The organism is Enterobacter cloacae complex sp. 394F7, from assembly GCF_057320385.1.
On record NZ_JBXWCS010000023.1, the window covers coordinates 1 to 26,357 of the forward strand.

47 protein-coding genes are annotated in these 26,357 nt (G+C 50.6%); 40 read left to right on the plus strand and 7 right to left on the minus strand.

The genetic code is table 11. From position 1 onward, the window contains the following. From AC2FAK_RS22045 to bfr, 3 genes are all read left to right on the plus strand, one after another. Nucleotides 1–203: EF-Tu C-terminal domain-related protein (locus AC2FAK_RS22045; protein ID WP_001566749.1), on the plus strand; the 203-nt coding region annotated here is incomplete at its 5' end. Nucleotides 204–381: 178 nt separating this feature from the next. Then, entirely contained in the window at nt 382–576 is a 195-nt protein-coding gene (bfd, locus tag AC2FAK_RS22050) for a bacterioferritin-associated ferredoxin (RefSeq protein ID WP_008503493.1), read from the plus strand. Between the two features lie 72 nt (nt 577–648). After that, a complete protein-coding gene (gene bfr, locus AC2FAK_RS22055; protein WP_013099029.1) occupies nt 649–1,125 on the plus strand; it encodes a bacterioferritin in 477 nt (158 codons plus the stop codon). Here bfr and AC2FAK_RS22060 read toward each other — a convergent pair. Continuing rightward, nucleotides 1,109–1,582 carry a prepilin peptidase gene (locus AC2FAK_RS22060; protein ID WP_095455756.1) on the minus strand — a complete coding sequence of 158 codons (474 nt, stop codon included), beginning with the start codon at nt 1,580–1,582 and terminating at the stop codon, nt 1,109–1,111. The two genes, bfr and AC2FAK_RS22060, sit on opposite strands and share 17 nt — an antisense overlap. 381 nt (nt 1,583–1,963) lie before the next feature. Between AC2FAK_RS22060 and rpsJ the strand changes: the two genes are divergently transcribed. The 31 genes from rpsJ (at nt 1,964) to AC2FAK_RS22215 (ending at nt 16,799) form a co-directional block, all read left to right on the plus strand. After that, nucleotides 1,964–2,275 carry a 30S ribosomal protein S10 gene (gene rpsJ, locus AC2FAK_RS22065; protein WP_001181005.1) on the plus strand — a complete coding sequence of 104 codons (312 nt, stop codon included), beginning with the start codon at nt 1,964–1,966 and terminating at the stop codon, nt 2,273–2,275. A 32-nt stretch (nt 2,276–2,307) separates the two neighbouring features. After that, entirely contained in the window at nt 2,308–2,937 is a 630-nt protein-coding gene (rplC, locus tag AC2FAK_RS22070; RefSeq protein WP_003863274.1) for a 50S ribosomal protein L3, read from the plus strand. Between the two features lie 10 nt (nt 2,938–2,947). After that, the gene (gene rplD, locus AC2FAK_RS22075) at nt 2,948–3,553 is read left to right on the plus strand and encodes a 50S ribosomal protein L4 (protein ID WP_000424395.1); all 606 of its coding nucleotides are present in this window, start codon (nt 2,948–2,950) and stop codon (nt 3,551–3,553) included. Further along, nucleotides 3,550–3,852, plus strand: a complete 303-nt coding sequence (gene rplW / locus AC2FAK_RS22080) for a 50S ribosomal protein L23 (RefSeq protein ID WP_000617546.1) — start codon at nt 3,550–3,552, stop codon at nt 3,850–3,852. The genes rplD and rplW overlap by 4 nt, the downstream gene beginning before the upstream one ends. Before the next feature lie 17 nt (nt 3,853–3,869). Beyond that, nucleotides 3,870–4,691 (plus strand): 50S ribosomal protein L2, encoded by an 822-nt coding sequence (gene rplB, locus AC2FAK_RS22085; RefSeq protein ID WP_000301859.1) that lies wholly within the window; start codon nt 3,870–3,872, stop codon nt 4,689–4,691. A gap of 16 nt (nt 4,692–4,707) precedes the next feature. Continuing rightward, nucleotides 4,708–4,986, plus strand: coding sequence for a 30S ribosomal protein S19 (rpsS, locus tag AC2FAK_RS22090; RefSeq protein ID WP_001138117.1), 279 nt, complete (start codon nt 4,708–4,710; stop codon nt 4,984–4,986). A 14-nt stretch (nt 4,987–5,000) separates the two neighbouring features. After that, a complete protein-coding gene (gene rplV / locus AC2FAK_RS22095) occupies nt 5,001–5,333 on the plus strand; it encodes a 50S ribosomal protein L22 (RefSeq protein ID WP_002919773.1) in 333 nt (110 codons plus the stop codon). A gap of 17 nt (nt 5,334–5,350) precedes the next feature. After that, nucleotides 5,351–6,052 (plus strand): 30S ribosomal protein S3, encoded by a 702-nt coding sequence (gene rpsC / locus AC2FAK_RS22100; protein ID WP_000529945.1) that lies wholly within the window; start codon nt 5,351–5,353, stop codon nt 6,050–6,052. A gap of 12 nt (nt 6,053–6,064) precedes the next feature. Next, complete coding sequence (gene rplP / locus AC2FAK_RS22105; protein WP_002919759.1) at nt 6,065–6,475, plus strand: 50S ribosomal protein L16; 411 nt, start codon at nt 6,065–6,067, stop codon at nt 6,473–6,475. Further along, complete coding sequence (gene rpmC / locus AC2FAK_RS22110; protein WP_013099027.1) at nt 6,475–6,666, plus strand: 50S ribosomal protein L29; 192 nt, start codon at nt 6,475–6,477, stop codon at nt 6,664–6,666. Before rplP ends, rpmC begins: the two co-directional genes overlap by 1 nt. After that, on the plus strand, nt 6,666–6,920 hold the full coding sequence (gene rpsQ, locus AC2FAK_RS22115; RefSeq protein WP_008503489.1) for a 30S ribosomal protein S17: 255 nt from the start codon (nt 6,666–6,668) through the stop codon (nt 6,918–6,920). The genes rpmC and rpsQ overlap by 1 nt, the downstream gene beginning before the upstream one ends. A gap of 166 nt (nt 6,921–7,086) precedes the next feature. Beyond that, complete coding sequence (rplN, locus tag AC2FAK_RS22120) at nt 7,087–7,458, plus strand: 50S ribosomal protein L14 (RefSeq protein WP_002919748.1); 372 nt, start codon at nt 7,087–7,089, stop codon at nt 7,456–7,458. Between the two features lie 10 nt (nt 7,459–7,468). After that, nucleotides 7,469–7,783 carry a 50S ribosomal protein L24 gene (rplX, locus tag AC2FAK_RS22125; protein ID WP_000729185.1) on the plus strand — a complete coding sequence of 105 codons (315 nt, stop codon included), beginning with the start codon at nt 7,469–7,471 and terminating at the stop codon, nt 7,781–7,783. A gap of 14 nt (nt 7,784–7,797) precedes the next feature. After that, nucleotides 7,798–8,337 carry a 50S ribosomal protein L5 gene (rplE, locus tag AC2FAK_RS22130; protein WP_001096202.1) on the plus strand — a complete coding sequence of 180 codons (540 nt, stop codon included), beginning with the start codon at nt 7,798–7,800 and terminating at the stop codon, nt 8,335–8,337. Between the two features lie 14 nt (nt 8,338–8,351). Continuing rightward, nucleotides 8,352–8,657 (plus strand): 30S ribosomal protein S14, encoded by a 306-nt coding sequence (gene rpsN / locus AC2FAK_RS22135; protein WP_013099026.1) that lies wholly within the window; start codon nt 8,352–8,354, stop codon nt 8,655–8,657. A gap of 33 nt (nt 8,658–8,690) precedes the next feature. Beyond that, nucleotides 8,691–9,083, plus strand: coding sequence for a 30S ribosomal protein S8 (gene rpsH / locus AC2FAK_RS22140; protein WP_013099025.1), 393 nt, complete (start codon nt 8,691–8,693; stop codon nt 9,081–9,083). Nucleotides 9,084–9,095: 12 nt separating this feature from the next. Beyond that, nucleotides 9,096–9,629 carry a 50S ribosomal protein L6 gene (rplF, locus tag AC2FAK_RS22145; RefSeq protein ID WP_013099024.1) on the plus strand — a complete coding sequence of 178 codons (534 nt, stop codon included), beginning with the start codon at nt 9,096–9,098 and terminating at the stop codon, nt 9,627–9,629. A 9-nt stretch (nt 9,630–9,638) separates the two neighbouring features. Further along, nucleotides 9,639–9,992, plus strand: coding sequence for a 50S ribosomal protein L18 (rplR, locus tag AC2FAK_RS22150; RefSeq protein WP_013099023.1), 354 nt, complete (start codon nt 9,639–9,641; stop codon nt 9,990–9,992). A 14-nt stretch (nt 9,993–10,006) separates the two neighbouring features. After that, on the plus strand, nt 10,007–10,507 hold the full coding sequence (gene rpsE / locus AC2FAK_RS22155; RefSeq protein WP_003863299.1) for a 30S ribosomal protein S5: 501 nt from the start codon (nt 10,007–10,009) through the stop codon (nt 10,505–10,507). Nucleotides 10,508–10,513: 6 nt separating this feature from the next. Beyond that, nucleotides 10,514–10,693, plus strand: a complete 180-nt coding sequence (rpmD, locus tag AC2FAK_RS22160) for a 50S ribosomal protein L30 (RefSeq protein WP_003863301.1) — start codon at nt 10,514–10,516, stop codon at nt 10,691–10,693. 3 nt (nt 10,694–10,696) lie between these two features. After that, entirely contained in the window at nt 10,697–11,131 is a 435-nt protein-coding gene (gene rplO / locus AC2FAK_RS22165) for a 50S ribosomal protein L15 (RefSeq protein ID WP_013099022.1), read from the plus strand. Nucleotides 11,132–11,138: 7 nt separating this feature from the next. Beyond that, the gene (secY, locus tag AC2FAK_RS22170; protein WP_003863305.1) at nt 11,139–12,470 is read left to right on the plus strand and encodes a preprotein translocase subunit SecY; all 1,332 of its coding nucleotides are present in this window, start codon (nt 11,139–11,141) and stop codon (nt 12,468–12,470) included. A 31-nt stretch (nt 12,471–12,501) separates the two neighbouring features. After that, nucleotides 12,502–12,618, plus strand: a complete 117-nt coding sequence (gene rpmJ / locus AC2FAK_RS22175) for a 50S ribosomal protein L36 (RefSeq protein ID WP_000868187.1) — start codon at nt 12,502–12,504, stop codon at nt 12,616–12,618. A 146-nt stretch (nt 12,619–12,764) separates the two neighbouring features. After that, entirely contained in the window at nt 12,765–13,121 is a 357-nt protein-coding gene (gene rpsM, locus AC2FAK_RS22180; RefSeq protein ID WP_013099021.1) for a 30S ribosomal protein S13, read from the plus strand. 16 nt (nt 13,122–13,137) lie between these two features. Further along, nucleotides 13,138–13,527, plus strand: coding sequence for a 30S ribosomal protein S11 (gene rpsK / locus AC2FAK_RS22185; RefSeq protein ID WP_003031137.1), 390 nt, complete (start codon nt 13,138–13,140; stop codon nt 13,525–13,527). Nucleotides 13,528–13,559: 32 nt separating this feature from the next. Beyond that, nucleotides 13,560–14,180, plus strand: coding sequence for a 30S ribosomal protein S4 (gene rpsD / locus AC2FAK_RS22190; protein WP_003863314.1), 621 nt, complete (start codon nt 13,560–13,562; stop codon nt 14,178–14,180). A 25-nt stretch (nt 14,181–14,205) separates the two neighbouring features. Then, nucleotides 14,206–15,195, plus strand: a complete 990-nt coding sequence (locus tag AC2FAK_RS22195; protein ID WP_002919219.1) for a DNA-directed RNA polymerase subunit alpha — start codon at nt 14,206–14,208, stop codon at nt 15,193–15,195. A gap of 40 nt (nt 15,196–15,235) precedes the next feature. Beyond that, on the plus strand, nt 15,236–15,622 hold the full coding sequence (gene rplQ, locus AC2FAK_RS22200; RefSeq protein WP_001216372.1) for a 50S ribosomal protein L17: 387 nt from the start codon (nt 15,236–15,238) through the stop codon (nt 15,620–15,622). A 107-nt stretch (nt 15,623–15,729) separates the two neighbouring features. Further along, the gene (locus AC2FAK_RS22205) at nt 15,730–16,098 is read left to right on the plus strand and encodes a DnaJ family domain-containing protein (protein ID WP_013099020.1); all 369 of its coding nucleotides are present in this window, start codon (nt 15,730–15,732) and stop codon (nt 16,096–16,098) included. A 2-nt stretch (nt 16,099–16,100) separates the two neighbouring features. Further along, entirely contained in the window at nt 16,101–16,526 is a 426-nt protein-coding gene (gene zntR, locus AC2FAK_RS22210; protein WP_013099019.1) for a Zn(2+)-responsive transcriptional regulator, read from the plus strand. Nucleotides 16,527–16,583: 57 nt separating this feature from the next. Continuing rightward, nucleotides 16,584–16,799, plus strand: coding sequence for an alternative ribosome-rescue factor A (locus AC2FAK_RS22215; protein WP_013099018.1), 216 nt, complete (start codon nt 16,584–16,586; stop codon nt 16,797–16,799). Here the strand turns inward: AC2FAK_RS22215 and mscL are convergent. The 5 genes from mscL to def form a co-directional block, all read right to left on the minus strand. Beyond that, nucleotides 16,796–17,206 (minus strand): large-conductance mechanosensitive channel protein MscL, encoded by a 411-nt coding sequence (gene mscL, locus AC2FAK_RS22220; RefSeq protein WP_013099017.1) that lies wholly within the window; start codon nt 17,204–17,206, stop codon nt 16,796–16,798. The genes AC2FAK_RS22215 and mscL overlap by 4 nt on opposite strands. Before the next feature lie 145 nt (nt 17,207–17,351). Continuing rightward, nucleotides 17,352–18,728 carry a Trk system potassium transporter TrkA gene (gene trkA, locus AC2FAK_RS22225; protein WP_013099016.1) on the minus strand — a complete coding sequence of 459 codons (1,377 nt, stop codon included), beginning with the start codon at nt 18,726–18,728 and terminating at the stop codon, nt 17,352–17,354. Between the two features lie 22 nt (nt 18,729–18,750). Then, nucleotides 18,751–20,037, minus strand: a complete 1,287-nt coding sequence (gene rsmB, locus AC2FAK_RS22230; protein WP_095455758.1) for a 16S rRNA (cytosine(967)-C(5))-methyltransferase RsmB — start codon at nt 20,035–20,037, stop codon at nt 18,751–18,753. A gap of 52 nt (nt 20,038–20,089) precedes the next feature. Continuing rightward, complete coding sequence (gene fmt, locus AC2FAK_RS22235) at nt 20,090–21,037, minus strand: methionyl-tRNA formyltransferase (RefSeq protein WP_095455755.1); 948 nt, start codon at nt 21,035–21,037, stop codon at nt 20,090–20,092. A 25-nt stretch (nt 21,038–21,062) separates the two neighbouring features. Further along, a complete protein-coding gene (gene def / locus AC2FAK_RS22240; RefSeq protein WP_013099013.1) occupies nt 21,063–21,572 on the minus strand; it encodes a peptide deformylase in 510 nt (169 codons plus the stop codon). 127 nt (nt 21,573–21,699) lie between these two features. Between def and dprA the strand changes: the two genes are divergently transcribed. Genes dprA through AC2FAK_RS22270 form a run of 6 tightly spaced genes read left to right on the plus strand, consistent with a single transcriptional unit; the run spans nt 21,700 to nt 25,483 of the window. Then, the gene (gene dprA, locus AC2FAK_RS22245; protein ID WP_095455754.1) at nt 21,700–22,824 is read left to right on the plus strand and encodes a DNA-protecting protein DprA; all 1,125 of its coding nucleotides are present in this window, start codon (nt 21,700–21,702) and stop codon (nt 22,822–22,824) included. Continuing rightward, nucleotides 22,796–23,269, plus strand: a complete 474-nt coding sequence (gene smg / locus AC2FAK_RS22250; protein ID WP_013099011.1) for a DUF494 family protein Smg — start codon at nt 22,796–22,798, stop codon at nt 23,267–23,269. Before dprA ends, smg begins: the two co-directional genes overlap by 29 nt. 26 nt (nt 23,270–23,295) lie before the next feature. Next, on the plus strand, nt 23,296–23,850 hold the full coding sequence (locus AC2FAK_RS22255; protein WP_013099010.1) for a DNA topoisomerase family protein: 555 nt from the start codon (nt 23,296–23,298) through the stop codon (nt 23,848–23,850). Next, a complete protein-coding gene (gene tsaC / locus AC2FAK_RS22260) occupies nt 23,843–24,415 on the plus strand; it encodes an L-threonylcarbamoyladenylate synthase type 1 TsaC (protein ID WP_038420961.1) in 573 nt (190 codons plus the stop codon). The genes AC2FAK_RS22255 and tsaC overlap by 8 nt, the downstream gene beginning before the upstream one ends. 4 nt (nt 24,416–24,419) lie before the next feature. After that, nucleotides 24,420–25,238 (plus strand): shikimate dehydrogenase, encoded by an 819-nt coding sequence (gene aroE / locus AC2FAK_RS22265; protein ID WP_095455757.1) that lies wholly within the window; start codon nt 24,420–24,422, stop codon nt 25,236–25,238. Beyond that, nucleotides 25,235–25,483 (plus strand): DUF1488 family protein, encoded by a 249-nt coding sequence (locus AC2FAK_RS22270; RefSeq protein WP_038420723.1) that lies wholly within the window; start codon nt 25,235–25,237, stop codon nt 25,481–25,483. Before aroE ends, AC2FAK_RS22270 begins: the two co-directional genes overlap by 4 nt. Here the strand turns inward: AC2FAK_RS22270 and AC2FAK_RS22275 are convergent. Continuing rightward, nucleotides 25,459–26,013 (minus strand): gamma carbonic anhydrase family protein, encoded by a 555-nt coding sequence (locus AC2FAK_RS22275; RefSeq protein ID WP_013099006.1) that lies wholly within the window; start codon nt 26,011–26,013, stop codon nt 25,459–25,461. The two genes, AC2FAK_RS22270 and AC2FAK_RS22275, sit on opposite strands and share 25 nt — an antisense overlap. Nucleotides 26,014–26,357: the final 344 nt, after the last annotated feature.

The following is a 26,357-nucleotide window of genomic DNA, read 5'->3' on the forward strand; positions in this document are numbered from 1 at the left end:
GTCCACAGTTCTACTTCCGTACAACTGACGTGACCGGTACCATCGAACTGCCAGAAGGCGTAGAGATGGTAATGCCAGGCGACAACATCAAGATGGTTGTGACTCTGATCCACCCAATCGCGATGGACGACGGTCTGCGTTTCGCAATCCGTGAAGGCGGCCGTACCGTTGGCGCGGGCGTGGTTGCTAAAGTTCTGGGCTAATTAATTATCCCCGAATAAAAAAGGACGCTTCGGCGTCCTTTTTTGTTTTCTTAGCGTATGTACTTGTCACAAATTTTCGCATTTTTTGTTTGCTCCCGCCCCGTATACTGGCGTTTGTGCTATTGTAATCATAACCATTCTCACTTACACTTTGCGCATATTTTGAACGGGAGTCTTTATGTACGTTTGTTTATGTAATGGTGTGAGTGACAAAAAAATACGTCAGGCCGTTCGACAGTTTCAGCCACAGTCCTTCCAGCAACTTCGCAAGTTTGTTCCAGTGGGAAATCAATGCGGTAAATGTGTACGCGCAGCGCGTGAAATCATGCAGGATGAACTGATGCAGATCCCGGAATACAAAGAGATCGCGTAAGCGCCCATCTTTTTTTTGACATCCCTGTAGCCCGATCTACGCTTCAATGAGTGGAAGCGGAGGGACTATATAATGAAAGGTGATGTTAAAATCATAAGTTATCTCAATAAATTATTGGGAAATGAGCTTGTCGCAATCAATCAGTATTTTCTCCATGCGAGAATGTTTAAAAACTGGGGCCTCATGCGCCTCAACGACGTTGAGTATCACGAATCCATCGATGAGATGAAACATGCCGATAAATATATCGAGCGTATTTTATTTCTCGAAGGCATCCCCAACCTGCAGGACCTCGGTAAACTCGGCATCGGTGAAGATGTTGAAGAGATGCTGCGATCCGATCTCAGACTTGAACTTGAAGGCGCAAAAGACCTTCGCGAAGCTATTGCCTACGCAGACAGCGTCCATGACTACGTTAGCCGCGATATGATGATCCAGATTCTGGCCGATGAAGAAGGGCATATCGACTGGCTGGAAACCGAGCTGGATCTCATTGGCAAAATTGGCCTGCAAAACTATCTCCAGTCGCAGATTAAAGTGGAAGATTAACGAGCGTCCGCCAACCTACGCATAAACCCGCTGCCGCCAGAAATGGCCCAAAAGGCAGTGGGTTTTTTAATGTCCGTGTGGCAGGGTTGGAAAACGAAGTCATAAGAAGATAGAGCAGCGCCAATAGTGCGGCAACCAGTGCCAGTTCGGGCAACACGCACCAACCATGCCATGCACCGAGTGCCGAAAGATACTTCACATCGCCATAGCCCATCCCTTCACGGCGAAATATTAGCCGATAACCCCAGTAGATCATGGCAAAGCCGACATACCCTGCCATCGCCCCGACCACTGCACCAGGCAGAAAATCAGGGTGAAGACAGAGTTGATAGAGCAAACCAGCCCATAACAGGGGACAGAGGTATTTATCAGGGAGAATGCCTGAGCGAATATCTTCACGCACCAGTAAACCTGAGAGAACAAAATAGATGAGCAGGAAGGGGAGGAGAGTAAGCATGAACGAAACCTCAAGGTGAATTTCAGCGAATACTCTTCACACCACGAATGCCTGGCAATAGCCAAAAAATGTAATTGCGTAGTGGTTTCATAAGAACAGAAGAAAGGGGACGGATTGCAGAAAATAGTGCGAGGCCTTACGCAAGGTACACCTTTAGTGCTTAAATTCTAAACGGCACTTGCGTCTTGCCCAGATTTACGTATAATGCGCGGGCTTGTCGTAATTGACGGCGGGTTCAATCTGAACCGGAGTGACTCATTTTGTTACTCAACAATGCTCCCAATTGGGGAGCTACGTAAGAACGGTTACACTCTCCCATCAATCGTAATGGGTTTGAGGAGTAATCATTTTCGTTTATAAAATAATTGGAGCTCTGGTCTCATGCAGAACCAAAGAATCCGTATCCGCCTTAAAGCGTTTGATCATCGTCTGATCGATCAATCAACCGCGGAAATCGTCGAGACTGCTAAGCGCACTGGTGCGCAAGTCCGTGGTCCGATCCCGCTGCCGACCCGCAAAGAGCGCTTCACCGTTCTGATCTCCCCGCACGTTAACAAAGACGCGCGTGATCAGTACGAAATCCGCACTCACAAGCGTCTGGTTGACATCGTTGAGCCAACTGAGAAAACCGTTGATGCTCTGATGCGTCTGGATCTGGCTGCCGGTGTAGACGTGCAGATCAGCCTGGGTTAATCAGGTCATCGAGCGATTGAGAGGTTGAAACAATGATTGGTTTAGTCGGTAAAAAAGTGGGTATGACCCGCATCTTCACTGAAGATGGCGTTTCTATCCCAGTAACCGTAATCGAAGTTGAAGCAAACCGCGTTACTCAGGTTAAAGATCTGGCTAACGATGGCTACCGCGCTATTCAGGTTACCACTGGTGCTAAAAAAGCTAACCGTGTAACCAAACCAGAAGCGGGTCACTTCGCTAAAGCTGGCGTTGAAGCTGGCCGTGGTCTGTGGGAATTCCGTCTTGCTGAAGGCGAAGAGTTCACCGTAGGTCAGGACATTAGCGTTGAGCTGTTTGCTGACGTTAAAAAAGTTGACGTAACCGGTACCTCTAAAGGTAAAGGTTTTGCTGGTACCGTTAAGCGCTGGAACTTCCGTACCCAGGACGCTACTCACGGTAACTCCTTGTCTCACCGCGTTCCGGGTTCTATCGGTCAGAACCAGACTCCGGGCAAAGTGTTCAAAGGCAAGAAAATGGCAGGTCAGCTGGGCAACGAACGTGTAACTGTTCAGAGCCTGGACGTAGTACGTGTTGACGCTGAGCGCAACCTGCTGCTGGTTAAAGGTGCGGTCCCGGGTGCAACCGGTAGCGACCTGATCGTTAAACCAGCTGTGAAGGCGTAAGGGGATAGCAATGGAATTAGTATTGAAAGACGCGCAGAGCGCGCTGACTGTTTCCGAAACTACCTTCGGTCGTGATTTCAACGAAGCGCTGGTTCACCAGGTTGTTGTTGCTTATGCAGCTGGTGCTCGTCAGGGTACTCGTGCTCAGAAGACTCGTGCTGAAGTAACTGGTTCTGGCAAAAAGCCATGGCGCCAGAAAGGTACCGGCCGTGCGCGTTCAGGTTCTATCAAGAGCCCGATCTGGCGTTCAGGTGGCGTGACCTTCGCTGCGCGTCCACAGGACCACAGTCAAAAAGTTAACAAAAAGATGTACCGCGGCGCGCTGAAAAGCATCCTGTCCGAACTGGTACGTCAGGATCGTCTGATCGTTGTCGAGAAGTTCTCTGTAGAAGCGCCTAAAACTAAGCTGCTGGCACAGAAACTGAAAGACATGGCTCTGGAAGATGTGCTGATCATCACCGGTGAGCTGGACGAGAACCTGTTCCTGGCCGCGCGCAACCTGCACAAGGTTGACGTACGCGACGCGACTGGTATCGACCCGGTTAGCCTGATCGCCTTCGACAAAGTCGTAATGACTGCTGATGCTGTTAAGCAAGTTGAGGAGATGCTGGCATGATTCGTGAAGAACGTCTGCTGAAGGTGCTGCGCGCACCGCACGTTTCTGAAAAAGCGTCTACTGCGATGGAAAAAACAAACACCATCGTTCTCAAAGTTGCTAAAGACGCGACCAAAGCAGAGATCAAAGCTGCTGTGCAGAAACTGTTTGAAGTCGAAGTCGAAGTCGTTAACACCCTGGTAGTTAAAGGGAAAGTTAAACGTCACGGACAGCGTATCGGTCGTCGTAGCGACTGGAAAAAAGCTTACGTCACCCTGAAAGAAGGCCAGAACCTGGACTTCGTTGGCGGCGCTGAGTAAGTCGGAGGAGTAATACAATGGCAGTTGTTAAATGTAAACCGACATCTCCGGGTCGTCGCCACGTAGTTAAAGTGGTTAACCCTGAGCTGCACAAGGGCAAACCTTTTGCTCCGTTGCTGGAAAAAAACAGCAAATCCGGTGGTCGTAACAACAATGGCCGTATCACCACTCGTCACATCGGTGGTGGCCACAAGCAGGCTTATCGTATTGTTGACTTCAAACGCAACAAAGACGGTATCCCAGCAGTTGTTGAGCGTCTTGAGTACGATCCGAACCGTTCCGCGAACATCGCGCTGGTTCTGTACAAAGATGGCGAACGCCGTTACATCCTGGCCCCTAAAGGCCTGAAAGCTGGCGACCAGATTCAGTCTGGCGTTGATGCTGCAATCAAAGCAGGCAACACCCTGCCGATGCGCAATATCCCGGTTGGTTCTACCGTTCATAACGTAGAAATGAAACCAGGTAAAGGCGGTCAGCTGGCGCGTTCCGCGGGTACTTACGTTCAGATCGTTGCGCGTGACGGTGCTTATGTCACCCTGCGTCTGCGTTCTGGTGAAATGCGTAAAGTCGAAGCAGACTGCCGCGCTACTCTGGGCGAAGTTGGCAATGCTGAGCATATGCTGCGCGTTCTGGGTAAAGCTGGTGCTGCACGCTGGCGTGGTGTTCGTCCTACCGTTCGCGGTACTGCGATGAACCCAGTAGATCACCCACATGGTGGTGGTGAAGGTCGTAACTTTGGTAAGCACCCGGTAACTCCGTGGGGCGTTCAGACCAAAGGTAAGAAGACCCGCAGCAACAAGCGTACTGATAAATTTATCGTACGTCGCCGTAGCAAATAATTTTAGAGGATAAGCCATGCCACGTTCTCTCAAGAAAGGTCCTTTTATTGACCTGCACTTGCTGAAGAAGGTAGAGAAAGCGGTGGAAAGCGGAGACAAGAAGCCCCTGCGCACTTGGTCCCGTCGTTCAACGATCTTTCCTAACATGATCGGTTTGACCATCGCTGTCCATAATGGTCGTCAGCACGTTCCAGTCTTTGTTACCGACGAAATGGTTGGTCACAAACTGGGTGAATTCGCACCGACTCGTACTTATCGCGGCCACGCTGCTGATAAAAAAGCGAAGAAGAAATAAGGTAGGAGGAAGAGATGGAAACTTTAGCTCAACATCGCCATGCTCGTTCTTCTGCACAGAAGGTTCGCCTTGTTGCTGACCTGATTCGCGGTAAGAAAGTGTCGCAGGCCCTGGACATCCTGACCTATACCAACAAGAAAGCTGCGGTATTGGTCAAGAAAGTACTGGAATCTGCCATTGCTAACGCTGAACACAACGATGGCGCTGACATCGACGATCTGAAAGTCGCGAAAATTTTCGTAGATGAAGGCCCAAGCATGAAGCGCATTATGCCGCGTGCGAAAGGTCGTGCAGATCGCATCCTGAAGCGCACCAGCCACATTACTGTGGTTGTGTCCGATCGCTGAGACTCTGGAGACTAGCAATGGGTCAGAAAGTACATCCTAATGGTATTCGCCTGGGTATTGTAAAACCATGGAACTCTACCTGGTTTGCGAACACCAAAGAATTCGCTGACAACCTGGACAGCGATTTTAAAGTACGTCAGTACCTGACGAAGGAACTGGCTAAAGCGTCTGTATCTCGTATCGTTATCGAGCGTCCAGCTAAGAGCATCCGTGTGACTATTCACACTGCTCGTCCTGGCATCGTTATCGGTAAGAAAGGCGAAGACGTAGAAAAACTGCGCAAGGTCGTAGCGGATATCGCTGGCGTTCCTGCACAGATCAATATCGCTGAAGTTCGTAAGCCTGAACTGGACGCTAAATTGGTTGCTGACAGCATCACTTCTCAGCTGGAACGTCGTGTTATGTTCCGTCGTGCTATGAAGCGTGCTGTACAGAACGCAATGCGTCTGGGCGCTAAAGGTATCAAAGTTGAAGTTAGCGGCCGTCTGGGCGGCGCGGAAATCGCACGTACCGAATGGTACCGTGAAGGTCGCGTACCGCTGCACACTCTGCGTGCTGACATCGACTACAACACCTCTGAAGCGCACACCACTTACGGTGTAATCGGCGTTAAGGTATGGATCTTCAAAGGTGAGATCCTGGGTGGTATGGCTGCTGTTGAACAACCGGAAAAACCGGCTGCTCAACCTAAAAAGCAGCAGCGTAAAGGCCGTAAATAAGGAGCGTCGCTGATGTTACAACCAAAGCGTACAAAATTCCGTAAAGTGCACAAAGGCCGCAACCGTGGTCTGGCGCAGGGTACGGATGTTAGCTTCGGCACTTTCGGTCTGAAAGCTGTTGGCCGTGGTCGTCTGACTGCACGTCAGATCGAAGCAGCACGTCGTGCAATGACCCGTGCAGTTAAGCGTCAAGGTAAGATCTGGATCCGTGTATTCCCGGACAAACCGATCACCGAGAAGCCGCTGGAAGTTCGTATGGGTAAAGGTAAAGGTAACGTGGAGTACTGGGTTGCCTTGATCCAACCGGGCAAAGTCCTGTATGAAATGGACGGTGTTCCGGAAGAGCTGGCCCGTGAAGCCTTCGGCCTGGCAGCAGCGAAACTGCCTATCAAAACCACCTTTGTAACTAAGACGGTGATGTAATGAAAGCAAAAGAGCTGCGTGAAAAGAGCGTTGAAGAGCTGAACGCTGAGCTGCTGAACCTGCTGCGCGAGCAGTTCAACCTGCGTATGCAGGCTGCAAGTGGCCAGCTGCAACAGACCCACCTGCTGAAGCAAGTGCGTCGCAATGTTGCACGCGTTAAGACTTTACTGACTGAGAAGGCGGGTGCGTAATGACCGATAAAATCCGTACTCTGCAAGGTCGTGTTGTTAGCGACAAAATGGAGAAATCCATCGTTGTTGCTATCGAACGCATTGTGAAACACCCGATCTACGGTAAATTCATCAAGCGTACGACCAAACTGCACGTACATGACGAGAACAACGAATGTGGTATCGGCGACAAGGTTGAAATCCGTGAATGCCGTCCACTGTCCAAGACTAAGTCCTGGACGCTGGTTCGCGTTGTAGAGAAAGCGGTTCTGTAATACAGTACCCGTTCTCGATACGAATAAACGGCTCAGCGATGAGCCGTTTATTTTTTCTACCCATATTGCAGAAGCGGTGTTATAATGCCGCGCCCTCGATATGGGGCTTTTTAACGGCTCTGATTTTAGAGTCTCAGGTAGTAGTTGACATTAGCGGAGCACTAAAATGATCCAAGAACAGACTATGCTGAACGTCGCCGACAACTCCGGTGCACGTCGCGTAATGTGTATCAAGGTTCTGGGTGGCTCGCACCGTCGCTACGCAGGCGTAGGCGACATCATCAAGATCACCATCAAAGAAGCAATTCCACGTGGTAAGGTCAAAAAAGGTGATGTGCTGAAAGCGGTAGTGGTGCGCACCAAGAAGGGTGTTCGTCGCCCTGACGGTTCTGTCATTCGCTTCGATGGTAATGCATGCGTTATTTTGAACAATAACAGCGAGCAGCCAATCGGCACGCGTATCTTTGGGCCGGTAACTCGTGAACTTCGTACTGAGAAGTTCATGAAAATTATCTCTCTGGCACCAGAAGTACTCTAAGGAGCGAATCATGGCAGCGAAAATCCGTCGTGATGACGAAGTTATCGTGTTAACCGGTAAAGATAAAGGTAAACGCGGTAAAGTAAAAAATGTCCTGTCTTCCGGCAAGGTCATTGTTGAAGGTATCAACCTGGTTAAGAAACATCAGAAGCCGGTTCCGGCCCTGAACCAACCAGGCGGCATCGTTGAAAAAGAAGCTGCTATTCAGGTTTCTAACGTTGCAATCTTCAATGCGGCAACCGGCAAGGCTGACCGTGTAGGCTTTAGATTCGAAGACGGCAAAAAAGTCCGTTTCTTCAAGTCTAACAGCGAAACTATCAAGTAATTTGGAGTAGTACGATGGCGAAACTGCATGATTACTACAAAGACGAAGTAGTTAAGAAACTCATGACTGAGTTTAACTACAATTCTGTCATGCAAGTCCCTCGGGTCGAGAAGATCACCCTGAACATGGGTGTTGGTGAAGCGATCGCTGACAAGAAACTGCTGGATAACGCAGCAGCTGACCTGACAGCAATCTCCGGTCAAAAACCGCTGATCACCAAAGCACGCAAATCAGTTGCAGGCTTCAAAATCCGTCAGGGCTATCCGATCGGCTGTAAAGTAACTCTGCGTGGCGAACGCATGTGGGAGTTCTTTGAGCGCCTGATCACTATTGCTGTACCTCGTATCCGTGACTTCCGTGGCCTGTCCGCTAAGTCATTCGACGGTCGTGGTAACTACAGCATGGGTGTCCGTGAGCAGATCATCTTCCCAGAAATCGACTACGATAAAGTCGACCGCGTGCGTGGTTTGGATATTACCATTACCACTACTGCGAAATCTGACGAAGAAGGCCGTGCTCTGCTGGCTGCCTTTGACTTCCCGTTCCGCAAGTAAGGTAGGGTTACTGAATGGCTAAGCAATCAATGAAAGCACGCGAAGTAAAACGCGTAGCTTTAGCTGATAAATTCTTCGCTAAACGCGCTGAACTGAAAGCGATCATCTCTGATGTGAACGCTTCCGACGAAGATCGTTGGAACGCAGTTCTCAAGCTGCAAACTCTGCCGCGTGATTCCAGCCCGTCTCGTCAGCGTAACCGCTGCCGTCAAACAGGTCGTCCACATGGTTATGTGGGCAAGTTCGGGTTGAGCCGTATTAAGCTGCGTGAAGCCGCCATGCGCGGTGAAGTGCCAGGCTTGAAAAAGGCTAGCTGGTAATTGTCACCAATTGAATCACGGGAGTAAAGACAGATGAGCATGCAAGATCCGATCGCGGATATGCTGACCCGTATCCGTAACGGTCAGGCCGCGAATAAAGCTGCGGTCACCATGCCTTCCTCCAAGCTGAAAGTGGCAATCGCCAACGTGCTGAAGGACGAAGGTTTTATTGAAGATTTTAAAGTTGAAGGCGACACCAAGCCGGAACTGGAAGTGACTCTTAAGTACTTCCAGGGTAAAGCTGTTGTAGAAAGCATTCAGCGTGTCAGCCGCCCAGGTCTGCGCATCTATAAGAAAAAAGATGAGCTGCCAAAAGTTATGGCCGGTCTGGGTATCGCAGTTGTTTCTACCTCTAAAGGTGTTATGACTGATCGTGCAGCGCGCCAGGCTGGTCTTGGCGGCGAAATTATCTGCTACGTAGCCTAATCGGAGGAAAAAATGTCTCGTGTTGCTAAAGCACCGGTCGTTGTTCCTGCCGGCGTTGATGTAAAAATCAACGGTCAGGTTATTACGATCAAAGGTAAAAACGGCGAGCTGACTCGTACTCTCAACGATGCTGTTGAAGTTAAACATGCAGATAATGCTCTGACCTTCGGTCCGCGTGATGGTTACGCAGACGGCTGGGCTCAGGCTGGTACCGCGCGTGCCCTGCTGAACTCAATGGTTATCGGTGTTACCGAAGGCTTCACTAAGAAGCTGCAGCTGGTTGGTGTAGGTTATCGTGCAGCGATCAAAGGGAATGCAGTAGGCCTGTCTCTGGGCTTCTCTCACCCTGTTGAGCATCCGCTGCCGGCCGGTATCACTGCAGAATGTCCAACTCAGACTGAGATCGTGCTGAAAGGCGCTGATAAACAGCTGATTGGCCAGGTTGCAGCAGATCTGCGCGCCTACCGTCGTCCTGAGCCTTATAAAGGTAAGGGTGTTCGTTACGCCGACGAAGTCGTGCGTACCAAAGAGGCTAAGAAGAAGTAAGGTAACACTATGGATAAGAAATCTGCTCGTATCCGTCGTGCGACCCGCGCACGCCGCAAGCTCAAAGAGCTGGGTGCAACTCGCCTGGTGGTACATCGTACCCCGCGTCACATTTACGCACAGGTAATTGCACCGAACGGTTCTGAAGTTCTGGTAGCTGCTTCTACTGTAGAAAAAGCTATCGCAGAACAATTGAAGTACACCGGTAACAAAGACGCTGCTGCAGCTGTAGGTAAAGCTGTTGCTGAACGCGCTCTGGAAAAAGGCATCAGCAATGTATCCTTTGACCGTTCCGGGTTCCAATATCATGGTCGTGTCCAGGCACTGGCAGATGCTGCCCGTGAAGCTGGCCTTCAGTTCTAAGGTAGAGGTGTAAGATGGCTCACATCGAAAAACAAGCTGGCGAACTGCAGGAAAAGCTGATCGCGGTAAACCGCGTATCTAAAACCGTTAAAGGTGGTCGTATTTTCTCCTTCACAGCTCTGACTGTAGTTGGCGATGGTAACGGTCGCGTTGGTTTTGGTTACGGTAAAGCGCGTGAAGTTCCAGCAGCGATCCAGAAAGCGATGGAAAAAGCCCGTCGCAATATGATTAACGTCGCGCTGAACAACGGCACCCTGCAGCACCCAGTTAAAGGTGTTCACACGGGTTCTCGTGTATTCATGCAGCCAGCTTCAGAAGGTACCGGTATCATCGCCGGTGGTGCAATGCGCGCCGTTCTGGAAGTTGCTGGGGTTCATAACGTTCTGGCTAAAGCATACGGTTCCACCAACCCGATCAACGTGGTTCGTGCAACTATTGATGGCCTGGAAAATATGAATTCTCCAGAAATGGTCGCTGCCAAGCGTGGTAAATCCGTTGAAGAAATTCTGGGGTAATTGACCATGGCAAAGACTATTAAAATCACTCAAACCCGCAGTGCAATCGGTCGTCTGCCGAAACACAAGGCAACGCTGCTTGGCCTGGGTCTGCGTCGTATTGGTCATACCGTTGAGCGCGAGGATACTCCTGCTGTTCGCGGTATGGTCAACGCGGTTTACTTCATGGTTAAAGTTGAGGAGTAAGAGATGCGTTTAAATACTCTGTCTCCGGCCGAAGGCTCTAAAAAGGCGGGTAAACGCCTGGGTCGTGGTATCGGTTCTGGCCTCGGCAAAACCGGTGGTCGTGGTCACAAAGGTCAGAACTCTCGTTCTGGCGGTGGCGTACGTCGCGGTTTCGAGGGTGGCCAGATGCCACTGTACCGTCGTCTGCCGAAGTTCGGCTTCACTTCTCGCAAAGCAGCGATCACAGCGGAAGTCCGTCTGTCTGACCTGGCGAAAGTTGAAGGCGGCGTTGTAGACCTGAACACGCTGAAAGCAGCTAACATTATCGGTATCCAGATCGAGTTCGCGAAAGTGATCCTGGCTGGTGAAGTTTCTACTCCGGTAACTGTTCGTGGCCTGCGTGTTACTAAAGGTGCTCGTGCTGCTATCGAAGCTGCTGGCGGTAAAATTGAGGAATAAGTAGCAGATGGCTAAGCAACCGGGATTAGATTTTCAAAGTGCCAAAGGTGGATTTGGTGAGCTGAAACGCAGACTGCTGTTTGTAATCGGCGCGCTGATTGTGTTCCGTATTGGCTCTTTTATTCCGATCCCTGGTATCGATGCCGCTGTACTTGCCAAACTGCTTGAGCAACAGCGAGGCACCATCATTGAAATGTTTAACATGTTCTCTGGTGGTGCTCTCAGTCGTGCTTCTATCTTCGCGCTGGGTATTATGCCGTATATTTCGGCATCCATTATTATCCAGCTGCTGACGGTCGTTCATCCGGCCCTGGCAGAACTGAAGAAAGAAGGGGAGTCTGGACGTCGTAAGATTAGTCAGTACACCCGCTACGGTACTCTGGTGCTGGCAATATTCCAGTCGATCGGTATTGCTACCGGTCTTCCGAATATGCCTGGTATGCAGGGCCTGGTCTTAAACCCAGGCTTTGCATTCTATTTCACCGCTGTTGTTAGTCTGGTCACAGGGACAATGTTCCTGATGTGGCTCGGCGAACAGATTACTGAACGTGGTATCGGTAACGGTATCTCAATCATTATCTTCGCCGGTATTGTTGCGGGTCTCCCGCCAGCCATCGCCCATACTATCGAGCAAGCGCGTCAAGGCGACCTGCACTTCCTCCTGTTGCTGTTGGTTGCAGTATTAGTATTTGCAGTGACGTTCTTTGTTGTCTTCGTTGAACGTGGTCAACGCCGTATTGTGGTGAACTACGCGAAACGTCAGCAGGGTCGTCGTGTCTATGCTGCACAGAGCACACATTTGCCGCTGAAAGTGAATATGGCAGGGGTAATCCCGGCGATCTTCGCTTCCAGTATTATTCTGTTCCCGGCAACCATCGCGTCATGGTTCGGGGGCGGTACTGGTTGGAACTGGCTGACAACAATTTCGCTGTATTTGCAGCCTGGGCAACCACTTTATGTGTTACTCTATGCGTCTGCGATCATCTTCTTCTGTTTCTTCTACACGGCGTTGGTCTTCAACCCGCGTGAAACAGCAGATAACCTGAAGAAGTCCGGTGCATTTGTACCAGGAATTCGTCCGGGAGAGCAAACGGCGAAGTATATCGATAAAGTAATGACTCGCCTGACTTTGGTTGGTGCGCTTTATATTACTTTTATCTGCCTGATCCCGGAGTTCATGCGTGATGCAATGAAAGTACCGTTCTACTTCGGTGGGACCTCACTGCTTATCGTTGTTGTCGTGATTATGGACTTTATGGCTCAAGTGCAAACTCTGATGATGTCCAGTCAGTATGAGTCTGCATTGAAGAAGGCGAACCTGAAAGGCTACGGCCGCTAATTGGTCGCCTGAGAAGTTACGGAGAGTAAAAATGAAAGTTCGTGCTTCCGTCAAGAAATTATGCCGTAACTGCAAAATCGTTAAGCGTGATGGTGTCATCCGTGTGATTTGCAGTGCCGAGCCGAAGCATAAACAGCGCCAAGGCTGATTATTTCGCATATTTTTCTTGCAAAGTTGGGTTGAGCTGGCTAGATTAGCCAGCCAATCTTTTGTATGTCTGTACGTTTCCATTTGAGTATCCTGAAAACGGGCTTTTCAGCATGGTGCGTACATATTAAATAGTAGGAGTGCATAGTGGCCCGTATAGCAGGCATTAACATTCCTGATCAGAAACATGCTGTGATCGCATTAACTTCGATCTACGGCATCGGCAAGACCCGTTCTAAAGCCATCCTGGCTGCAGCGGGTATCGCTGAAGATGTTAAGATCAGTGAGCTGTCTGAAGGACAAATCGACACGCTGCGTGACGAAGTTGCCAAATTTGTCGTTGAAGGTGATCTGCGCCGTGAAATCAGCATGAGCATCAAGCGCCTGATGGATCTTGGTTGCTATCGCGGTTTGCGTCATCGTCGTGGTCTGCCAGTGCGCGGTCAGCGTACTAAGACCAACGCACGTACCCGTAAGGGTCCGCGCAAACCGATCAAGAAATAATCGGGGTGATTGAATAATGGCAAAGGCACCAATTCGTGCACGTAAACGTGTAAGAAAACAAGTCTCTGACGGCGTGGCTCATATCCATGCTTCTTTCAACAACACCATCGTTACTATTACTGATCGTCAGGGTAACGCATTGGGTTGGGCAACAGCCGGTGGTTCCGGTTTCCGTGGTTCTCGCAAATCCACTCCGTTTGCAGCTCAGGTTGCAGCAGAGCGTTGCGCAGAAGCCGTAAAAGAATACGGCATCAAGAATCTGGAAGTTATGGTTAAAGGTCCGGGTCCGGGTCGTGAATCTACTGTTCGCGCTCTGAACGCCGCTGGTTTCCGCATCACTAATATTACTGATGTGACTCCGATCCCTCATAACGGTTGTCGTCCGCCGAAAAAACGTCGCGTATAACGCTCGTTTTTTAGGTTAGTTGGAGATAGAAAATGGCAAGATATTTGGGTCCTAAGCTCAAGCTGAGCCGTCGTGAGGGCACCGACTTATTCCTTAAGTCTGGCGTTCGCGCGATCGATACCAAGTGTAAAATTGAACAAGCTCCTGGCCAGCACGGTGCGCGTAAACCGCGTCTGTCTGACTATGGTGTGCAGTTGCGTGAAAAGCAAAAAGTTCGCCGTATCTACGGTGTGCTGGAGCGTCAGTTCCGTAACTACTATAAAGAAGCAGCACGTCTGAAAGGCAACACAGGTGAAAACCTGCTGGCTCTGCTGGAAGGTCGTCTGGACAACGTTGTATACCGTATGGGCTTCGGCGCTACTCGTGCTGAATCACGCCAGCTGGTTAGCCACAAAGCAATCATGGTAAACGGTCGTGTTGTTAACATCGCTTCTTATCAGGTTAAAGCGAATGACGTTGTTAGCATTCGTGAGAAAGCGAAAAAGCAATCTCGCGTGAAAGCCGCTCTGGAGCTGGCTGAGCAGCGTGAAAAGCCAACCTGGCTGGAAGTTGATGCTGGCAAGATGGAAGGTACGTTCAAGCGTCAGCCAGAACGTTCTGATCTGTCTGCGGACATTAACGAACACCTGATCGTCGAGCTTTACTCCAAGTAAAGCTTAGTACCAAAGAGAGGACACAATGCAGGGTTCTGTGACAGAGTTTCTAAAACCGCGCCTGGTAGATATCGAGCAAGTGAGTTCGACGCACGCCAAGGTGACCCTTGAGCCTTTAGAGCGTGGCTTTGGCCATACTCTGGGTAACGCACTGCGCCGTATTCTGCTCTCATCGATGCCGGGTTGCGCGGTGACCGAGGTTGAGATTGATGGTGTACTTCATGAGTACAGCACCAAAGAAGGCGTTCAGGAAGATATCCTTGAAATCCTGCTCAACCTGAAAGGGCTGGCGGTGAGAGTTCAGGGTAAAGATGAAGTTATTCTTACTCTGAATAAATCTGGCATTGGCCCTGTGACTGCAGCCGACATCACCCACGACGGTGATGTTGAAATCGTCAAGCCGCAGCACGTGATCTGCCACCTGACCGATGAGAACGCAGCTATTAGCATGCGTATCAAAGTTCAGCGCGGTCGTGGTTATGTGCCGGCTTCTGCCCGAATTCATTCGGAAGAAGATGAGCGCCCAATCGGCCGTCTGCTGGTCGACGCATGCTACAGCCCTGTAGAGCGTATTGCCTACAATGTTGAAGCAGCGCGTGTAGAACAGCGTACCGACCTGGACAAGCTGGTCATCGAAATGGAAACCAATGGCACAATCGATCCTGAAGAGGCGATTCGCCGTGCGGCAACCATCCTGGCAGAACAACTGGAAGCTTTCGTTGACTTACGTGATGTACGTCAGCCGGAAGTGAAAGAAGAGAAACCAGAATTCGATCCGATCCTGCTGCGCCCTGTTGACGATCTCGAATTGACTGTCCGCTCTGCTAACTGCCTCAAGGCAGAAGCTATCCACTATATCGGTGATCTGGTACAGCGTACCGAGGTTGAGTTGCTGAAAACGCCGAACCTGGGTAAAAAATCTCTTACTGAGATTAAAGACGTGCTGGCTTCACGTGGTCTGTCTCTGGGCATGCGCCTGGAAAACTGGCCACCAGCAAGCATTGCTGACGAGTAACCGGATCACAGGTTAAGGTTTTACTGAGAAGGATAAGGTCATGCGCCATCGTAAGAGTGGTCGTCAACTGAACCGCAACAGCAGCCATCGCCAGGCTATGTTCCGCAACATGGCAGGTTCACTGGTTCGTCATGAAATCATCAAGACGACCCTGCCTAAAGCGAAAGAGCTGCGTCGTGTAGTTGAGCCGCTGATTACTCTTGCCAAGACTGACAGCGTTGCTAATCGTCGTCTGGCATTCGCCCGTACTCGTGATAACGAGATCGTGGCAAAACTGTTTAACGAGCTGGGCCCGCGTTTCGCGAGCCGTGCCGGTGGTTACACTCGCATTCTGAAGTGTGGCTTCCGTGCAGGCGACAACGCTCCGATGGCTTACATCGAGCTGGTTGATCGTTCTGAGTCGAAAGCAGAAGCTGCTGCAGAGTAATCTGCAGTAACGTAAAAAAACCCGCTTCGGCGGGTTTTTTTATATCCGCACTATCCCCACTTCTCTACAATATCTGTATTAATTTTGTTCATCCCCTGGAGTTTATGATGTGGTTGCTCGACCAGTGGGCAGAACGCCATATTCGCGATGCCCAAACAAAAGGCGAATTCGATAACCTGTCCGGTAGCGGTGAACCGCTAATACTGGAAGATGATTCGCATATACCCCCTGAACTACGGGCTGGATATCGCTTACTGAAAAATGCGGGGTGTCTGCCTCCCGAGCTTGAACAGCGCAAAGAGGCGATTGAGCTTACTGACCTGCTAAAAGGGATACGGAAAGACGATCCCCGTCATGGAGAACTAAGCCGGCGGTTGGCTCTGGTTGAACTCAAGCTACGACAGGCAGGAATTGCGACTGATTTTCTGCATGGCGAGTATAGTGAAAGACTGATGCAGAAAATAAACGAGGAATAGCCATGTATCGTATCGGTGAACTTGCAAAGCTTGCTAACGTGACGCCGGATACCATCCGTTACTATGAAAAACAGCAGATGATTGATCACGAGGTGCGAACCGAAGGTGGGTTCCGGCTCTATACCGACAACGATCTGCAACGGCTGCGGTTTATTCGTTATGCACGCCAACTGGGATTCACGCTGGATTCGATCCGTGAGTTATTGTCGATCCGTATCGATCCGGCACATCACACCTGCCAGGAATCGAAAAGCATTGTTCAGGCCAGGCTGGATGAAGTTGAAGCGCGTATTCAGGAACTGCAAACCATGCAGCGCTCTCTGCAAAGGTTGAATGATGCGTGCTGTGGTACGGCTCACAGCAGTGTCTATTGTTCTATTCTGGAGGCCCTTGAACAAGGGGCAAGTGGGGAAACCCGGGGTTGTTGATTTTTTATCAGTCCGGGTCCAGACTCCCCTCGACATTAATCATGCTCAGGAGAAATTATGAGTCACTATCAACATACGAAGGGACAAATTAAAGATAATGCAATTGAGGCTTTGCTTCACGACCCGCTTTTTCGACAGCGAGTTGAAAAGAACAAAAAAGGGAAGGGAAGTTATCTGCGTAAAAACAAACATGCAAAACGGGGTAACTGGGAGGCCAGTGGCAAGCAAGCGAATCGCTTATTTACCACTGGTCTTCCTGCTTTTAGCTGTTAAACGCGGTTATTCTGCTCTTTTAACAGATCGCGAATTTCAGTCAGTAATACTTCTTCTTTCGTAGGCGCGGGCGCTGCAGCAGGCTCTTCTTTTTTACGGTTGAGCTTGTTGATAAGCTTGATGGCCATAAAAATGGCAAACGCGACGATCACGAAATCAAATACGTTCTGAATAAACACGCCATAGTGCATCACCACTGCCGGGATATCCCCCTGTGCTTCCCGAAGCGTGAAGGCGAATTGTTTGAAATCAATGCCCCCAATTAATAGCCCTAAAGGTGGCATGATAATATCAGCCACTAAAGATGAAACGATCTTGCCGAACGCTGCACCAATAATGACACCCACTGCCAAATCCACCACATTTCCGCGCATCGCAAATTCGCGAAATTCTTTAACAAAACTCATTATGTTCTCCTTGTGCCAGCTGACGACTATAAGTTTAACAAATGATTAGCTAATTGCCATTGGGGATAAATAAACGTTATGAAAATAAAAGGCACAGGAATCAGAAGGATAATACTCAGGTGCTCTATCGCGAGCACCTGAATCATTACAGGAAGAATGGACTTGGCTGGAATAAACGTTCGACGTCGGTAATAAATTTTTTATCGGTCAGGAACATAATAACGTGATCGCCTTGTTCAATACGCAAATTATCATTGGCAATCATGACATCATTCCCGCGTACTACGGCGCCGATAATTGTGCCGGGTGGCAGCTTAATTTCATCGATGGCGCGTCCCACCACGCGCGATGTGGTTTCATCACCGTGAGCGACAGCTTCAATGGCTTCAGCGACGCCGCGACGCAGTGAGGACACACCAACAATGTCTGCTTTACGAACGTGGCTCAACAGCGCGGAAATCGTTGCCTGCTGCGGCGAAATCGCAATATCAATCACGCTCCCCTGTACCAGGTCAACATAGGCACGACGCTGAATAAGCACCATCACCTTTTTTGCCCCCATGCGTTTGGCGAGCATGGCGGACATAATATTTGCTTCATCGTCGTTGGTGACGGCAATAAACAGATCAACTTGATCGATATGCTCTTCGGCCAGTAATTCCTGATCCGATGCATCACCATAAAACACGATCGTGTTTTGTAACTTTTCTGCGAGTTCAGAGGCACGCTGTTGATCGCGCTCGATCAACTTTACGCTGTAGTCTTTTTCCAGACGGCGGGCGAGACCTGCGCCGATATTACCACCGCCGACCAGCATGATGCGTTTGTAGGGCTTTTCGAGGCGCTGAAGTTCACTCATTACGGCACGAATATGTTGAGAGGCAGCAATGAAGAAGACTTCATCTCCTGCTTCGACAATGGTCGAGCCCTGAGGTCGAATAGGTCTGTCGTGACGGAAAATGGCTGCGACGCGGGTATCGATATGCGGCATATGTTCGCGCATAGTAGACAGCGCGTTTCCGATCAACGGACCGCCATAATAGGCCTTAACGACGGCCAGACTCACTTTCCCTTCTGCAAAGTTCACGACTTGCAGTGCGCCGGGATATTCGATCAGGCGATAAATATTATCGATAACCAGCTGTTCCGGCGCGATGAGATGGTCAATTGGTACTGCTTCTGAGTTAAAGAGTTTTTCCGCATCGCGGACATAATCCGGGGAGCGGATACGGGCGATTCGGTTCGGCGTGTTGAAGAGCGAATAGGCCACCTGACAAGCGACCATATTGGTCTCATCAGAGCTGGTCACGGCCACTAACATATCGGCATCGTCAGCACCGGCTTCACGGAGGACACGTGGATGCGAACCGTGCCCCTGCACAACGCGAAGGTCAAATTTATCCTGCAGAACGCGCAGTCGATCGCCGTTGGTATCGACGATCGTAATGTCGTTGTTTTCACCTACAAGGTTTTCCGCCAGCGTCCCGCCGACCTGTCCTGCGCCCAGAATGATAATCTTCATATCTCGTGACCTGTTCTCAACATCACTCTTTGATTAGCTTAGCGTAAAAGAAGCCATCACCCTCTTCAGCGCCAGGCAGGTTCTGCTGGCCCGGATGCTCCGGTGTCCCCGTCTCGCGTAGCGTAGCGCCAGGGGTGCGTTTAAGGAAAGCCGAAATTTGCTGACTGTTCTCTTCAGGAAGTATGGAACACGTTGCATAGACCAGCGTTCCACCTGGTTTCAGGTGTGGCCAAATGGCATCAAGGATCTCGGATTGCAGCTGCGCAAGTTCCTTAATATCACGGTCGCGACGCAGCCACTTAATGTCCGGGTGACGACGAATAACGCCGGTTGCCGAGCAGGGAGCGTCCAGCAAAATGCGGTCGAATTGAGTCTCGCCGCACCATTCTGCGGGCTTACGTCCGTCGCCTTGCTTGACCTGCGCCTTCATACCTAAACGCTTAAGGTTGTCGTAGACACGCGAAAGTCGCTGCTCATCAATATCCACAGCCATTACGCTGGCCTGCGGTGCGACTTCCAGAATATGCGTTGTTTTGCCCCCAGGCGCGGCACACAGGTCGAGGATCTGTTCGCCATTTTTGGGTTCGAGCCATGTCATACAGCCCTGAGCAGAGGCATCCTGAACGGTTACCCAGCCTTCATCGAATCCGGGTAAGGCATGCACCGGCACAGGGGAGGCTAAACGCACGGCATCAGGATAAGCATCATGCGCGAATCCACTCATTCCGGCTTCTCCCAGCAAGGCCAGCCATGCATCGCGGGTATGATGATTACGGTTAACGCGTAACCACATCGGCGGACGTTGATTATTTGCGTCAGCAATATCCTGCCACCGCTGCGGATACGCTTTTTTGAGGCGATTCAGAAGCCAGTCAGGATGAAGGAAACGGGTTTCGCTTTTTGCAAATTCTGCCAGAAGTTCTTCCTGTTGACGCTGGAACTGACGCAGTACGCCGTTGATCAGCCCTTTGAGCTGGGGACGTTTAATCGCGACAGCACCTTCTACCGTCTCAGCCAACGCAGCATGAGGTGGGATGCGGGTATGAAGAAGCTGATAGAAGCCAACCATAATCAAATAATGGACGGTACGCTGCTTACCGGTCATTGGGCGCGACATCAGCTTATTAATCAGCCATTCAAGCTGAGAAAGGGTGCGCAGGACGCCAAAACAGAGCTCCTGAAGCAGAGCTTTGTCTTTGTCGGACACTTTTTGCTGCAGTGGAGGCAGGACATTACTCAGTGATTGACCCTGCTCGACAACCTGCTCAACGGCCTGTGCCGCCAGACTGCGTAGATTTTGTTTTTTCATAACCGTAAAAATAAAAATGCCCGGAAACACCGGGCCTTAAGAATAAATTTGCTCAGGCAAGGCGAGAGCCAGGGATAAACCATTCGCGACGGGAATTTAACAGATCCTGAGCACTCATTGCCTTTTTACCCGCGGGCTGCAGTGATTCCAGATTCAGGATCCCTTCCGAGGTTGCCACCTGGATACCATTTTTGCTGGCTTCGATAATTGTACCCGGCTCAGCAGACGTATTGCCTTCAATGACGGACGCTTTCCAGACTTTAACGGGTTGCTCATCGATCACCATCCAGCTCATTGGCCATGGATTAAAGGCGCGAATGCAACGCTCAAGCTGTGCGGCGGAGAGGGACCAGTCGACCCGCGCCTCTTCTTTGCTGAGTTTTTCGGCGTAGGTAACCAGGGTCTCATCCTGAACTTCAGGGGTAGCCGTATTATCAGCAAGCTGTTGCAAGGTTTTGATGAGTCCCTGTGGACCCAGGTCCGCCAGTTTGTCATACAGCGTGGCACTGGTGTCGTCGGCGGTAATTGGACAGGCCAGCTTATACAGCATGTCGCCGGTGTCTAAACCTACATCCATCTTCATGATGGTGACGCCGGTTTCAGCATCACCCGCCCACAGCGAGCGCTGGATCGGTGCCGCGCCACGCCAGCGTGGAAGCAACGAACCATGTACGTTGACACACCCCAGACGAGGCATATCAAGCACGACTTTTGGCAGAATTAAGCCGTAAGCCACCACCACCATGACATCAGCATTGAGATCGGCAACAAGTTCCTGATTTTCCTGAAGTCGTAAGGATGCGGGCTGGTAAACGGGTAACCCATGTTCTTCTGCCAGCACTTTCACCGGGCTGGGCATTAGCTTTTTACCACGGCCTGCCGGGCGATCCGGTTGGGTAAAAACGCCAACAATCTGGTGGCCAGAAGATAACAGCGCGTCAAGATGACGCGCTGCAAAATCAGGGGTACCCGCGAAGATAATACGTAGTGTTTTAGACACGATGATCCTTGTATCCGGGGGGATGTTATGCGCGAGAGCGCAAACGATCCAGTTTCTCTACTTTCTGACGAATACGTTGCTGCTTCAGTGGTGAGAGGTAATCGATAAACAGTTTACCGACCAGGTGATCCATCTCATGCTGAATACAAATCGCCAGCAGATCGTCTGCTTCCAGTTCGAACGGGTTGCCTTCACGATCCAGGGCGCGAATTTTCACTTTTTCGGCACGTGGAACTAAAGCACGCTGTTCAGGAATGGACAGACAACCTTCCTCAATACCTGTTTCACCGCTCTTTTCCAACAGCTCAGGGTTGATCAGCACCAGACGGCCATCGCGATTCTCAGAAACGTCGATCACGATAATACGCTTGTGAATGTCCACCTGAGTTGCCGCAAGGCCAATGCCTTCTTCGGCGTACATGGTATCGAACATATCATCAACGATACGCTGAATTTCTGCATTCACTTCTTTGACCGGTTCAGCGACGATGCGAAGGCGCTCGTCCGGAATATGTAACACTTGCAAAACTGCCATAAATTTCCAGAGTCGTGTTCAGGAGTTGATAAGAATACTATCTCTATTCTAGACAAATCCCCCATCGATTGACAGCATCCGTGACCAATCGCAATGATTGCAGAGGCTGCTTATGGCAGGGAATAGGATGACGTCCACGGAGATATGGTTACGGCTAATCCACACAGGTTCTCTGTGTGGTGATCAGATGCTCGCAGCGGCAGCGCGACTACTTATGCAGACAAGGATTGATGATGCCGTTGTCAGAGATGCCGGGCTGTCAACAAAACAGGCTCAACAGTTCTTTGCGCTTGATGAAAATGAACTGCAACGAAATCTGGCGTGGCTAGAACAGCCGGAAAATCATCTGCTGACGGCGGATGATCCTCGTTATCCCCCTTTACTTCGCACGATCCCTGACTACCCCGGCGCATTGTTTATTAAAGGCAATCCTGAAGCCCTTAATACCGTTCAACTGGCGGTTGTGGGTAGCCGCGCGCCATCCTGGTACGGTGAGCGATGGGGGAAAATCCTGTGCGAACAACTTTCACAAAGTGGTTTCACGATCACCAGTGGGCTGGCCTGCGGTATTGACGGCGTCGCTCACCACGCCGCGCTGTCTGTAAAAGGCCGAAGTGTCGCGGTGCTTGGAAACGGGCTTTTTAGCATTTATCCCCGTCGGCATCAGGCTCTGGCTGCACGGCTTATCGAATCAGAGGGGGCTATTGTGTCGGAGTTCCCGCTGTCAGCGCCGGCCTGGCCGGCAAATTTTCCACGTCGTAACCGAATCATCAGCGGTCTGAGTCTGGGCGTGCTGGTGGTGGAGGCCGCTTTAAGAAGCGGCTCACTCGTTACGGCACGGTATGCCCTAGAACAGGGGCGAGAAGTCTTTGCCTTACCTGGCCCGATAGGTAACCCGGGGTGTGAGGGCCCCCACTGGCTCATCAAGCAGGGGGCAACGCCTGTGACGAGCGTCGAGGACATCCTTGAAAATTTGCAATATGGCTTGCACTGGTTAACAGATGAACCCGAAAAGCGACATTTTTCATCAGATCAGGAGAAGGTGGCATTGCCATTTCCCAGCCTCCTGGCTAACGTAGGAGATGAGGTAACACCTGTTGACGTTGTCGCTGAACGTGCCGGCCAACCTGTGCCAGTAACGGTAGCACAGCTACTCGAACTGGAGTTAGCAGGGTGGATCGCAGCTGTACCCGGCGGCTATGTCCGATTGAGGAGGGCAAGCCATGTTCGACGTACTGATGTATTTGTTTGAGACTTACATCCATAACGAAGCAGAAATGCGAGTGGATCAGGACAAATTGACACAGGATCTTACCGATGCGGGGTTTGAACGGGAAGATATTTATAATGCGTTGATGTGGCTGGAAAAACTGGCTGATTATCAGGAAGGCCTTGCCGAACCGATGCAGCTTGCTTCTGACCCATTGTCTGTGCGCATTTATACCGCTGAAGAGTGTGAAAGGCTGGACGCCAGTTGCCGGGGATTCATCTTATTCCTTGAGCAGATTCAGGTGCTAAACCTCGAAACAAGAGAAATGGTGATAGAGCGCGTTATGGCGCTGGATACGGCAGAGTTCGAACTGGATGACCTCAAGTGGGTGATCCTGATGGTTCTGTTTAATATTCCAGGTTGTGAAAATGCCTATCAGCAAATGGAAGAATTACTCTTTGAAGTGAATGAAGGTATGCTGCACTAATTCAATGTGCAGCACCAAGAGTTGTTATGGCCAAATCAGCACTGTTCACGGTGCATAAAAACGAGCCCTGCCCACAGTGCGGGGCTGAACTTGTCATTCGGTCCGGGAAACACGGTCCGTTTCTCGGTTGTTCACACTATCCGGAATGTGATTATGTTCGTCCCCTGAAAAGCCAGGCGGACGGACATATCGTTAAAATTCTGGAGGGACAGCTTTGCCCGAAGTGTGGAGGCGAACTGGCGTTACGGCAGGGCCGTTTTGGCATGTTCATTGGTTGCAGTCGCTATCCTGAATGTGAACATACGGAACAAATTGATAAGCCAGATGAAACGGCAATCGCCTGCCCCCAGTGCCAGCGCGGACAACTGGTACAGCGTCGTTCTCGTTTTGGTAAAACCTTCCATTCCTGCGATCGTTATCCTGAATGCCAGTTCGTTATCAATTTCAAACCGGTAGCGGGTACCTGCCCTCATTGCGATTATCCGTTACTTATAGAGAAGAAAACGGCGCAAGGTATGAAACGCTTTTGCGCCAGTAAACAATGTGGAAAGCCGGTTTCGGCGGATGAAATCAGTGAATAATAACCTGCCAACAGGATCCATTGCGCACGCAGTGGAGGTCCTGAAAAATGAAGAAGTCATCGCCTATCCAACAGAAGCTGTCTTTGGGGTCGGTTGCGATCCTGACAGCGAGACAGCTGTGAATCGCTTACTTACGCTAAAACAGAGACCTGTCGAAAAAGGATTGATTTTGATCGCTGCTAATTATGAGCAGCTTAAACCCTATATTGATGATTCCATGCTCACGCCAGCACAACGGGATACCATCTTTTCGGCGTGGCCAGGGCCGGTGACCTTTGTTTTCCCGGCGCAGCCAACTACGCCACGCTGGTTAACAGGGCGTTTCGATTCCCTCGCTGTCCGTGTCACCGATCATCCGCTGGTGGTAGAGCTATGTCTGGCGTTTGGTAAACCGCTGGTCTCAACCAGTGCCAACCTTACCGGGCAGCCTCCTTGCCGGAGCACCGAAGAGGTGCTGGCGCAGTTCGGGAATGACTTCCCGGTAGCCGTCGGTGAAACCGGAGGTCGTCTTAATCCGTCGGAAATCCGCGACGCCTTGACAGGCGAACGTTTTCGCCAGGGGTAATATGATGGAAACCTATGCCGTTTTTGGTAATCCGATCGCACACAGCAAGTCGCCGCTGATCCATCAGCAGTTTGCTGAACAACTGCTGATTGATCATCCCTATGGCCGGGTGCTGGCACCTGTTGATGCCTTTGTTACTACCCTGAATGCTTTTTTTGACGCGGGTGGTAAAGGTGCCAATGTGACGGTCCCTTTTAAAGAAGAAGCCTTTGAACGTGCGGATGAATTAACTGAGCGCGCGTCTCTTGCGGGTGCCGTGAATACGCTTAAACGGCTGGAGGATGGACGCCTTCTGGGTGACAACACTGACGGAATCGGCTTACTTAGCGATCTGGAAAGACTCTCATTTATCAAACCCGGGTTCCGGGTTCTGTTGATTGGTGCTGGTGGGGCATCGCGAGGCGTACTGTTACCGCTCCTTTCACTGGATTGTGCAGTGACCATAACCAATCGCACCTTTTCCCGGGCGGAAGCGTTGGCGGCGTTGTTTGCACATACTGGCAGCGTGAGCGCGGTGGCTCTTGATGATCTTATCCGCCATGAATTTGATCTTATCATTAATGCCACCTCCAGCGGCATTGGTGGGGAAGTACCGGCGATCCCGTCCTCTTTGGTAAACAGCCACCTCTATTGCTACGACATGTTTTATCAGAAAGGGAAAACTCCCTTCCTCAGCTGGTGTGAACAACACGGCGCGAAACAGCTGGCTGATGGCCTGGGCATGCTGGTGGGGCAGGCTGCGCATGCAGTTTTGCTCTGGCACGGTGTATTACCTGATGTCGAACCTGTCATTGAAAAGCTGAAACAGGAACTTACGGCGTGAACCAGGCGATTCACTTTCCCGACAGAGAACAGTGGGATGAGAGTAAGCAAGCGGTCTGTTTCCCGGTGCTCGTGCATGGGATGCAACTGACATGTGCCATTAGCGGTGAAACGCTCAAGCGCCGCTTTGGTGGCTCAAATCCATTAGAGGTGTTTTGCGAAAATCGCTGGGATCTTGAAGAAGAAGCCAGCGATTTGATCCGCGATCAGCAGGAAGACGATCAGGGCTGGGTCTGGCTGTCCTGATCCAGATACTCATCTTTCCATTTCACGTAATTATTCGCTGAATATTTCAGACCTTCTCTTTCCGCTTCTGTTAAGGGGCGGATCTGCTTTACCGGGCTGCCTAAATAGAGATAACCGCTTTCGAGCCGTTTATGTTGAGGGACAAGACTCCCGGCACCAATCATCACATCATCTTCTACGATGACACCATCCAGCAGGATCGATCCCATGCCTACCAGCACCCGGTTTCCGATAGTGCAGCCGTGAAGCATGACTTTATGGCCGACGGTAACATCTTCTCCTATAACAAGTGGATTGCCGTCCGGGTTATATGAGGATTTGTGGGTGACATGCAGCACGCTGCCATCCTGAATATTAGTGCGTGCGCCTATTGCCACATAGTTAACATCTCCCCTGATCGCAACGAGCGGCCAGATGCTGACATCATCGGCCATTCGGACATCGCCAATGACCACACTGCTGGCATCGATCATCACGCGATCGCCTTTTTGTGGGAACAGATCTTTATACGGACGTAGTACTGCAGACATATCTACCTCGACAGATGAGCGCTATACAGAAGACTTTGATCATATTTTTGGATCGAGGCAAGGCAAAATACGTCAATATTTAAGCAGATCGGGCGGGATTTCAGCGAAAAGCGCGGAAAATCATCAGTCAGAAAAAAAGATCTAAAAAATACTTGTGCTAAAAAATGGGATCCCTATAATGCGCCTCCATCGACACGGCGGATGTGAATCACTTCACAAACAACCCGGTCGGTTGAAGAGAAAAAAATCCTGAAAATCAGGGTTGACTCTGAAAGAGGAAAGCGTAATATACGCCACCTCGCGACAGAGCGCTGAAGCGCGTCGCAACTGCTCTTTAACAATTT